This is a genomic window from Ureibacillus chungkukjangi, from assembly GCF_044795995.1.
Classification (GTDB): Bacteria; Bacillota; Bacilli; order Bacillales_A; family Planococcaceae; genus Ureibacillus; species Ureibacillus chungkukjangi.
The window spans coordinates 1-10,000 of sequence record NZ_CP085009.1 but is presented as its reverse complement, the minus strand read 5'-3'; the positions used below and the strand labels follow the sequence as shown (position 1 = coordinate 10,000).

General features: G+C 35.3%; 7 protein-coding genes (1 of these 7 cut by a window edge). All 7 read right to left on the bottom strand.

The window, feature by feature from the left end:
• On the bottom strand, positions 1 to 514 hold the start of the coding sequence (locus tag LG296_RS00035) for an HD-GYP domain-containing protein (protein ID WP_107937747.1). It extends 581 nt beyond the left edge of the window; only the first 514 of its 1,095 coding nucleotides appear in the window; it begins with the start codon at positions 512 to 514; its stop codon lies off the left edge, out of view.
• A 242-nt stretch (positions 515 to 756) separates the two neighbouring features.
• The gene (gene gyrA, locus LG296_RS00030) at positions 757 to 3,291 is read right to left on the bottom strand and encodes a DNA gyrase subunit A (RefSeq protein ID WP_107937749.1); all 2,535 of its coding nucleotides are present in this window, start codon (positions 3,289 to 3,291) and stop codon (positions 757 to 759) included.
• 281 nt (positions 3,292 to 3,572) lie between these two features.
• The gene (gyrB, locus tag LG296_RS00025; protein ID WP_181418118.1) at positions 3,573 to 5,501 is read right to left on the bottom strand and encodes a DNA topoisomerase (ATP-hydrolyzing) subunit B; all 1,929 of its coding nucleotides are present in this window, start codon (positions 5,499 to 5,501) and stop codon (positions 3,573 to 3,575) included.
• A gap of 207 nt (positions 5,502 to 5,708) precedes the next feature.
• Complete coding sequence (gene recF / locus LG296_RS00020) at positions 5,709 to 6,821, bottom strand: DNA replication/repair protein RecF (RefSeq protein WP_107937750.1); 1,113 nt, start codon at positions 6,819 to 6,821, stop codon at positions 5,709 to 5,711.
• Positions 6,822 to 7,049 (bottom strand): S4 domain-containing protein YaaA, encoded by a 228-nt coding sequence (gene yaaA / locus LG296_RS00015; RefSeq protein WP_107937752.1) that lies wholly within the window; start codon positions 7,047 to 7,049, stop codon positions 6,822 to 6,824. It abuts the gene before it with no gap.
• Between the two features lie 298 nt (positions 7,050 to 7,347).
• Entirely contained in the window at positions 7,348 to 8,484 is a 1,137-nt protein-coding gene (gene dnaN / locus LG296_RS00010) for a DNA polymerase III subunit beta (protein ID WP_107937754.1), read from the bottom strand.
• A gap of 169 nt (positions 8,485 to 8,653) precedes the next feature.
• A complete protein-coding gene (gene dnaA / locus LG296_RS00005; RefSeq protein ID WP_107937756.1) occupies positions 8,654 to 10,000 on the bottom strand; it encodes a chromosomal replication initiator protein DnaA in 1,347 nt (448 codons plus the stop codon).

Here is a 10,000-nt window from a genome sequence, read left to right as displayed (position 1 = left end):
GTAGAACAAAGCCTCTTTCATAACCCAGTTTTTGTGTAATAATCGCACTAATTAAGCCAGTAGCAATACAATGATGGTATAAATAATCTTTTGTGTTCGATAAACTATTAAGCTTAAAAAGAATGGAGCGTTCCTCTTGAACTTTATCGATTAGAGGCAAAATAATCCCTCTTACCTTGGTAATATCAATTTTCGATCCAGATTCCCAGTCAAAGAATATTCTCTTAAATTCCTCCACGGCATCTAAATAGATTTTTTCAAATGTCATTACAGGTTTAGGTACTTCTATGTTCATAGTATTACCTGTTAAATCATCTATTTGTTCTGGTTGGTTTTCGGCTTCTTCTACCAATACAGGCACCTTAAATATATGAAATACCTTTAGGACATCTAAAATTTCATTGGTAATTTTTGTATTTTTATAAATAATAGGATACTTGGTATTCGCAAAAATATCCTCTGCTATAACCTTTCCTACTCTTAAATTATTGCTATTTACGTATGTAGTTTCCAAACTAAAACCTCTTCTCTGTTTAAGTTTTTAAGAAGCTAATAGAGGCATGAACTAAGTCACTTTTAAAATTTTACTGATGGACTTAATAAAATTATACTACACTTACTATCTTTCTTAATAATGGAAATTATAAATTCTATAATATATTGACTATTAAATTTATGTAATATCAAGGGCTATCAAATTTTAGCATAATAAAAACCAGAAACCTAAAAGTAAGTTTCTGGTCCTTTATCTATTTGTTATTCATCATCTGAATTTAAATCTGAAGACTCTAGATCTACTTCATCAGTTGTTTCTTGTTCAGTAGTATGATCTAATTCTTCATCTTCTATCTCGTCGTCTTCTTCATCCTTTTTCACACGAGCAACTGTTGCAACAAGCTCCTCACTGCCTAGACGAATTAAACGGACACCTTGAGTACTACGTCCAATAACCGAAATATCATTAACATCCATACGAATCAAAATACCATTGATTGTAATAAGCATAATGTCTTCCGTACCATCTACTGTTTTCACAGCACACATCGGACCGTTTTTATCTGTAATTTGGATTGTTTTTAAACCAACACCACCGCGACTTTGTAAACGGTATTCAGATTCTGGAGTTCGTTTTCCATAGCCTCTTTCAGTGACAACTAAAATTTCATGTCCTGGTTCAATGATTTCCATTCCAACTACGTAATCACCTTCACGCAGCTTGATACCACGTACACCGGATGCAGTACGACCCATCGAGCGAATCTCTTCTTCTTTGAAGCGGATTAGCATTCCATCATGTGTTCCAATAATGACATCTTTAGTTCCATCCGTTAAGCGAACAGAGATTAAATCGTCCTCATCATGAAGATTGATGGCAATTAAACCACTTGTACGAATATGTGCAAATTGAGAAAGCTGTGTACGTTTTGTAATACCTGTTTTCGTAGTAAAGATTAAATACATATCGTCTTTGAATTCGTCAACACGAATCATCGCCGTCACTTTTTCTTCTTTTTCTAAATTCAACAGATTTACGATTGGTAGACCCTTAGCTGTACGACCAAACTCAGGAATTTCATATCCTTTTGCACGATATACTTTACCTTTAGTCGTAAAGAATAGAATTGTATCGTGAGTCGAAGTGAATAGTAAATGTTCTACGAAATCATCATCATGTGTTCCCATTCCTTGAACACCACGACCACCACGTTTTTGACTACGATACGTATTCGAAGCAAGTCTTTTTATGTAGCCATTATGCGTTAAAGTAAGTACAGAATCTTCACGTGGAATTAAATCTTCGTCTTCAATCATTTCTAATCCGCCAGCAGTAATTTCTGTACGACGTATATCATTGAAGCGCTCTTTAATTTCTGTTAATTCTGTTCGGATAATTTCAATGATTTTACCCTCATCAGCTAAGATTTCTCTTAACTTAGTTATTAAAGCTTGAAGCTCTTGGTATTCATTTTCAATTTTTTCACGTTCTAATCCACTTAAACGAACAAGACGCATATCTAAGATAGCTTGTGCTTGACGGTCCGTTAAGTTAAATCGTTCCATTAAGACTGGTTTTGCTTCATCACCAGAACGAGATGAACGGATAATTGAAATGATTTCATCAATATGATCTAAGGCAATTCTTAACCCCTCTAAAATATGAGCTCGATCTTCTGCTTTCTTCAGCTCAAATTTTGTACGACGAGTGATTACTACTTTTTGATGCTCCAAATAGTGATATAGAACTTCTTTTAAGCTCAATACTTTTGGTTGACCATCAACTAAAGCAAGCATGTTCACACCGAAATTGGATTGCATAGCTGTTTGTTTATATAAATTATTTAAAATTACATTGGCATTGGCATCTTTACGGATTTCCATCACAATTCGCATACCACGGCGATCGGATTCATCACGTAAATTGGTAATGCCGTCAATTTTTTTATCTCTAACTAGTTCAGCAATTTTTTCGATTAATCGGGCTTTGTTTACTTGGTATGGAATTTCGTTAACAATAATTGTTTCTTTTCCATTTGCTTTTGTTTCAATTTCTGCCTTCGCACGGACTGTAATTGAACCACGACCTGTTTCATAAGCACGACGAATACCACTGCGTCCTAAAATTACTCCGCCTGTTGGGAAATCTGGACCAGGGATAATTTCCATCAATTCTTCTGTAGTGATTGCAGGGTTTTCAGATAATGCAATAACAGCATCGATTGTTTCACCTAGTTGGTGTGGAGGAATGTTTGTTGCCATCCCTACAGCAATCCCTGATGCCCCATTTAATAATAAGTTCGGAATACGGGCTGGTAATACAACTGGTTCTCTTTCATTACCATCATAGTTATCTTGATAGTCAATTGTATCTTTGTTGATATCTCTCAGCATTTCCATCGTAATTTTCGACATACGAGATTCGGTATAACGCATTGCGGCTGCACCATCACCATCGACAGAACCAAAATTCCCATGGCCATCAACAAGCATATAACGATAACTAAAAGGCTGTGCCATACGTACCATAGCATCATAGATAGATGAGTCACCATGTGGATGGTATTTACCCATTACATCCCCAACAATACGGGCACTCTTTTTATAGGGCTTATCGGATGTATTCCCTAATTCTTGCATTCCATATAAAATACGACGGTGTACAGGTTTTAAACCGTCACGTACATCTGGTAGTGCACGTGAAACAATAACACTCATAGCATAGTTTAAAAATGATGTTTGTACTTCTTCACTAATTTTTATTCCTTTTACACCTTCGTGTTGACTTTCAGACACAAGGAAGACCTCCTTTTAAAACGATCATATCAAATACACCCTGGCGTACTACCATCCAGATTTTCATACGAGCTAAAGGCCTGCGCGAGACGCAGGATAGTTAGCCAGTGAACACAAGACCTGTGTCAATTCTTGGCTAACCTCCTCTTTAAATCCTCTTTAAAAATCGAATGTACCCGCAAGAGGTTTAACTCCATTCAGCAGAGGTTATCTCACTGATTGTAGTACCTTTAGCGTTCATTACACCACTTATAGAAGTTGAAAATTCATACTGAATAAAGTTAAATATCTAAGTTCTGTACATAAACTGCATTTTCTTCAATAAATCGTCTACGAGGCTCAACCTCATCTCCCATTAACTCTTGGAATATTTCATCGGCTCTCATTGCATCATCTAGCTCCACCTGTAAAAGTGTACGATACTCTGGATCCATTGTTGTATCCCATAATTGCTCAGCATTCATCTCACCTAAACCTTTGTAGCGTTGAACAACTGGTTTTGGTGTACTTCCTAAACGATTTAATACTTCTTGAAGCTCCTCATCTGAATAACAATATTCGACATGCTTACCTTGTTTAATTTGATATAAAGGTGGTTGGGCAGCATATACGTATCCAGCTTCGATTAATGGACGCATGAATCTAAAGAAGAAAGTAAGTAATAAAATACGGATGTGTGCACCATCTACATCGGCATCAGTCATGATAACAATTTTATGATAACGTGCTTTTTCTAAATCGAATTCTTCACCGATACCAGTACCAAAGGCTGTAATCATGGCACGAATCTCAGCATTCGATAAAATACGGTTTAAATTTGCTTTTTCAACATTTAAAATTTTTCCGCGCAACGGCAAAATTGCTTGGAAATAACGGTCACGACCTGATTTTGCTGAACCACCCGCAGAGTCACCCTCTACGATATAAATTTCAGATTCAGATGGTGTTGTTGATGTACAGTCTGCAAGTTTACCGGGTAAACTTGAAATTTCTAAAGCTGATTTTCGACGTGTAAATTCACGAGCTTTTTTCGCTGCAACACGTGCGCGAGCAGCCATTAAGCCTTTTTCAATAATTTTACGTGCAACTGATGGGTTTTCTAACATAAAACGTTCAAAGCCTTCAGAGAATAAGGAATTCGTAATTGAGCTTACCTCTGAGTTTCCTAGCTTCGTTTTTGTTTGTCCTTCAAATTGGGGCTCTGGATGTTTAACGGAAACAATCGCAGTTAACCCTTCACGTACGTCTTCACCTGAAAGATTCGTATCCGAGTCTTTTAACATACCATTTTTACGTGCATAGTCATTAATTACACGCGTAAGTGCAGTTTTAAAGCCAGATTCATGTGTACCACCTTCATAGGTATTGATATTATTGGCAAAAGAATAAATATTTGAAGAGAATCCCTCGTTATATTGCATAGCAATTTCAACTACAATTCCTTCTTTTTCACCCATTACATCAATTGGATCATGAATTGGTTCTTTTGATTTATTTAAATGCTCGACATATTCACGAATGCCACCTTCGAAGTGGAAGCTATCTGAACGTACTTCTTCTTCACGCTCATCTTGAATGGTAATACGAATACCCCGATTCAAATATGCTAATTCGCGAATACGTGTTGCTAAAATATCGTATTCATAAACTGTTGTTTCTTTAAAAATTTCAGGGTCAGCCTTGAAACGCGTAGTAGTACCTGTTTCACCAGAATCACCAATTACCTTGATTGGCTGTACTGTTTGACCGCGTTCAAATTTAATACTATGAAGATGACCATCACGTTTAACGTAAACTTCAGTTTCAACGGATAGTGCATTTACAACAGATGCCCCTACACCATGTAGACCACCTGATACTTTATATCCGCCACCGCCGAACTTACCACCTGCGTGTAAAACAGTCATAATTACTTCAACTGCTGGCATACCCATTTTTTCTTGAATACTAACTGGAATCCCACGACCATTATCTTCTACACGAATCCAGTTATCCTTTTCAATTGCAACAGTAATATGATCACAGAAACCTGCTAATGCCTCGTCAATACTGTTATCCACGATTTCCCAAACTAAATGGTGAAGCCCTTTAGAGCTTGTGGAGCCGATATACATCCCAGGACGTTTACGAACAGCCTCTAAACCTTCTAAAACCTGAATCTGATCGGCATCATATGCTTGTTGTACTTGTTTCTCTTCTAAAGCCACCATATTCACCTACTCTTTCATTACTTCAGTATGTGTCAAAAATAAAAAGCTTTAACAAAATTTCTAAAACTTTCTAAACATAAATTTTAAAATTAGACAAAAATATACAGCCTTTTGCACTTTTTTTCTAAATTACTGTTTAAACAATGTTTAAAACAGATATATAGAATTACAGCATTTAGTTATAGCTGCAAAAAGTATTTATAAATTTTAGCTTTCGATTATACCCTGTTTCACGTGAAACATCTTAGCGTGCTGTATTGTTTCATGATGAATCCCATCTACACTTGTTGTTGTGACAAACGTTTGCACTTCACCTTGAATGGTATTTAATAAATGTGATTGGCGATAATCATCCAACTCAGACAATACATCATCTAAAAGCAGAATAGGTGCTTCCCTTGTTTCTTGCTTAATCAATTCTATTTCAGCAAGTTTTAAAGATAAAGCTGTAGTACGTTGCTGCCCCTGAGAACCATATGTTTGAACATCATAATCATTTACAAAAAATTGTAAATCATCACGATGTGGGCCAACTAATGTAACGCCCCTTTCAAGCTCTCTCTTTTTAACTTCTGCGAGTTTTTTTTCGAGATATGTAGCCATTTCCTCTTCAGACCATTCAGGATTAAGGCCAGTAGTTGCACGATACTTGATCGTTAACTTTTCAAGTCCACGTGATATCCCAAAATGAATTTTTTCAGCCCATTCCTGTAAAAGTTCAATAAATTTAAGCCTTTTACGAATAATTTGGACAGCTGCATGAATATATTGCTCAGTATATATGGCAAATAAAACATCATCGATTTGCTTTTTCCCTTGATTGATCTTTAGCAAATGATTCCGTTGTTTTAAAAGTTTTTGAAATGTAAGTAAATCATGTAAATAGACAGGCGATATTTGACCAATCTCCATATCAATAAAACGACGCCTTATTTGCGGATTGCCTTTTACAACATTAAGATCCTCCGGTGCAAACATGACAACGTTCATTTGTCCGATATAATTACTTAATTTCGTTTGTTCTAAATGGTTTATTTTACCTTTTTTACCTTTTTTGGTAATTGATAGCTCCATTGGAATGCTACCATAACGGTTTTTTACAACACCATCTATTTTACCATAGTCTGCGTCCCAACGGATTAATTCTTTATCGTTACTTGTTCGATGTGATTTCGCCATAGCTAAAACATAGATAGATTCCATAACGTTTGTTTTACCTTGAGCATTTTCCCCGATGAATACATTAATTTTAGGTGAAAAATCTAATTTTAATGTTTCATAGTTACGATAATTTGTAAGCTTTAAATGCTCGATGAACATTTAAATTTCACCGTTCTTATTAACGATGACGAATCTTCCACAGCCAGGTATATTTACAACATCACCATGTCGTAATTTGCGTCCACGTCGTTGATCAATTTCACCGTTTACATAGACATCATTTTCATGAAGAAACCATTTAGACATACCGCCTGAACTAATAGCATCTGTCATTTTCAATGCTTGGCCAAGCGTAATAAATTCTGTATCAATTACAAGTTCATTCAAAGTATTTCATCCTCCGTTACACGTGCATCTATCCATCTATCATACCTAAATTTGAGTAAAAAATCCAAAGAAAGCAGAATAAGTAGCTCATAGAATCGAAATAATAGTCAAAAATTATTAGAAATCCACGATTTACGTATCCTAATTACATATTTACAAAGCTTAACTTTCTAAATCTTGCTTGTGAAATAGGCTTTAAAAATAAAATAGAGCGTCTCTTAAAAGTTGAGACGCCCTACTGGCAGCTTTTTACTACCAAACTTGTAATAATAAATTTTTAATTAGTGGTGTTGAGAAACTAGTACGTTCTAACAGGTAAGATCAACTGTAAAATTGCATCATCATGAACTGAACGTAAAATAAATGGACGCATTGCTCCCGTGAATTGAATCACTACATCTTGTCCATCAATGGCTTTTAAAGCTTCCATCATGTATTTAGCACTGAATGAGATTTTTAAATTTTCCCCTTCAAGTGTTTCTACTTGAATTTGTTCCTCTACTTTACCGATTTCTGGTGAGTTCGATGAAATTTCAACAATATTGCCGTCAAATGCTTCAAAGCGAACAACATTATTACGATCTTCACGAGCTAATAAAGAAGCACGGTCAATTGCTTGTAATAATGATTTGCCGTTAATCGTAATATTAGTTTTATATTCTTCTGGAATTAAACGTGATGTTTCTGGGTAATTCCCTTCTAACAGACGTGAGAAAAATAATACATTATCTGCTTTAAATAAAACTTGCTGACTAGTAATAACGATTTCAACAGGATTTGTTGATTCATCAAGAATTTTATTTAATTCGTTTAAGCTCTTACCAGGGATGACAACAGATTTTACATCAGTTGGTAATTGTTCTAGTGATGTTTTTCTTCTTGCTAAGCGGTGACTATCTGTTGCAATACAAATTAATTCATTGTCATTGATTTGCCAATTGACACCTGTTAATACAGGACGGCTTTCAGAAGTTGCTACAGCAAAAACTGTTTCACGAATAATTGCTTTTAATAGATCAGCTGGCATAGCAAATTGTTGATCTGTCGATACTTCTGGTAATAAAGGATATTCTGACGCATCTGATCCAATAAGGTGGAATTCAGATTTACCGGAACGAATATGTGTTTGCAAACCATTTGAAACTTCAATTTCAACATCGTTTGTAGGTAATTTACGAACGATTTCGTTAAACATTCTAGCTTGTAATACAATCGAACCTGTTTCAGAGATATTGATTAATTGATCCCCGTTTTCTTCAACTGGAATGAATGTTTGGATTGTAATATCTGCATCACTACCAGTTAAAGTCATTCCCTCATTTGTTACATCAATTTTGATTCCCGTTAAAATCGGAATAGTTGTTTTAGAACTTACGGCTTTCATGACATTGTTTAATCCGTCTAGTAAACGATCTCGCATAATATCAAATTTCATCGTTATACCTCACTTATTAATAATATTATTTTTAAAAGATATTAATAGATATAGTAATAGGGGCTGTGGATTTGTGTATAACTTATTCAAACACGCTTGAAATAAAGGTATCCACATGTTGATAAGTTGTGGATAAAAATGTGTAGAATTCTAGTATTTATCCACAAGTTTATTTACCTAATATACTACGAATTTGTTTAATATCTTGCTGAAGTAGTTGATCTTCTTTTAATAGTTTCACTATTTTTTCATGAGCATGAATGACTGTCGTATGATCCCGTCCTCCAAATTCTTCGCCGATTTTAGGTAAAGAGAAATCGGTTAACTCTCTTGATAAAAACATAGCCACTTGACGTGGGAATGCAATGGATTTTGTACGTCTCTTCGCTGTGAAGTCTTCTAATTTAATATTAAAATGCTCTCCTACAGCCGTTTGAATATCCAAAATCGTAATCATTCGTGGTTTTGAATTTGGAATAATGTCTTTTAATGCAGCAGCAGCAAGGTCAGTAGATATATCTTGATTAACTAAAGACGAGTAAGCTACTACACGAATTAGAGCACCTTCTAATTCACGAATATTTGTATCAATTTGATTAGCAATATAGTGCATTACTTCGTTTGGTATATTTAGTCCGTCCGCCTTTGCCTTTTTACGAAGAATGGCAATACGCGTTTCTAAATCTGGTGGCGTAATATCTGTAATTAGCCCCCATTCAAATCTAGAACGAAGACGATCTTCTAATGTTGGAATCTCCTTTGGTGGTCGATCACTAGAGATAACAATTTGCTTTGATTCGGTATGCAGAGTGTTAAATGTATGGAAAAACTCTTCTTGAGTAGATTCTTTTCCAGCTAAAAATTGAATATCGTCAATTAGTAAAACATCAACATTTCGATATTTATTGCGGAAATCTACTGCTTTGTTATCACGAATCGAATTAATAAATTCATTCGTAAACTTTTCTGATGATAAATAGACGACCTTTGCATTTGGATTATGCTCTATCACATAATGGCCAATAGCATGCATTAAATGGGTTTTACCTAGACCTACTCCCCCATAAATAAAGAACGGGTTATAGGCTTTTGCAGGTGCTTCAGCTACGGCTAGTGAAGCAGCATGAGCAAAACGATTTCCAGATCCAATGACAAACGTATCAAACGTATATTTTGGATTTAACATTCCTGGTGAAATTTCTGCATGTTCATCGTCATTTTTTGCCTTGATTACCGGAACGGGTAAATCGAGGCTATCATCGTCCTGATCCTTTTGAACAACAAATTTAATTAGCAAGTCTTCACCTGTAAGTTCAGATAAAATGCCCGCGATTAGATGAACATAATGATTTTCAAGCCAATCACGAGCAAATGAGTTAGGCGCGGCAATTGTAACATTAGTACCCTTATAAGAAAGTAATTTTGTTGATTTTAACCACGTCTCAAAGCTTGGTTTTGAAATTTTTTGTTCTACTTGTGCCAGGACATTTTTCCATAATTCTTCTAAATGTTCCAA

Coding starts and splice junctions, on each gene's coding strand:
- gyrB (WP_181418118.1), bottom strand. CDS start 5,501: ATGGTGGCTTTAGAAGAGAAACAAGTACAACAAGCATATGATGCCGAT.
- dnaN (WP_107937754.1), bottom strand. CDS start 8,484: ATGAAATTTGATATTATGCGAGATCGTTTACTAGACGGATTAAACAAT.
- recF (WP_107937750.1), bottom strand. CDS start 6,821: ATGTTCATCGAGCATTTAAAGCTTACAAATTATCGTAACTATGAAACA.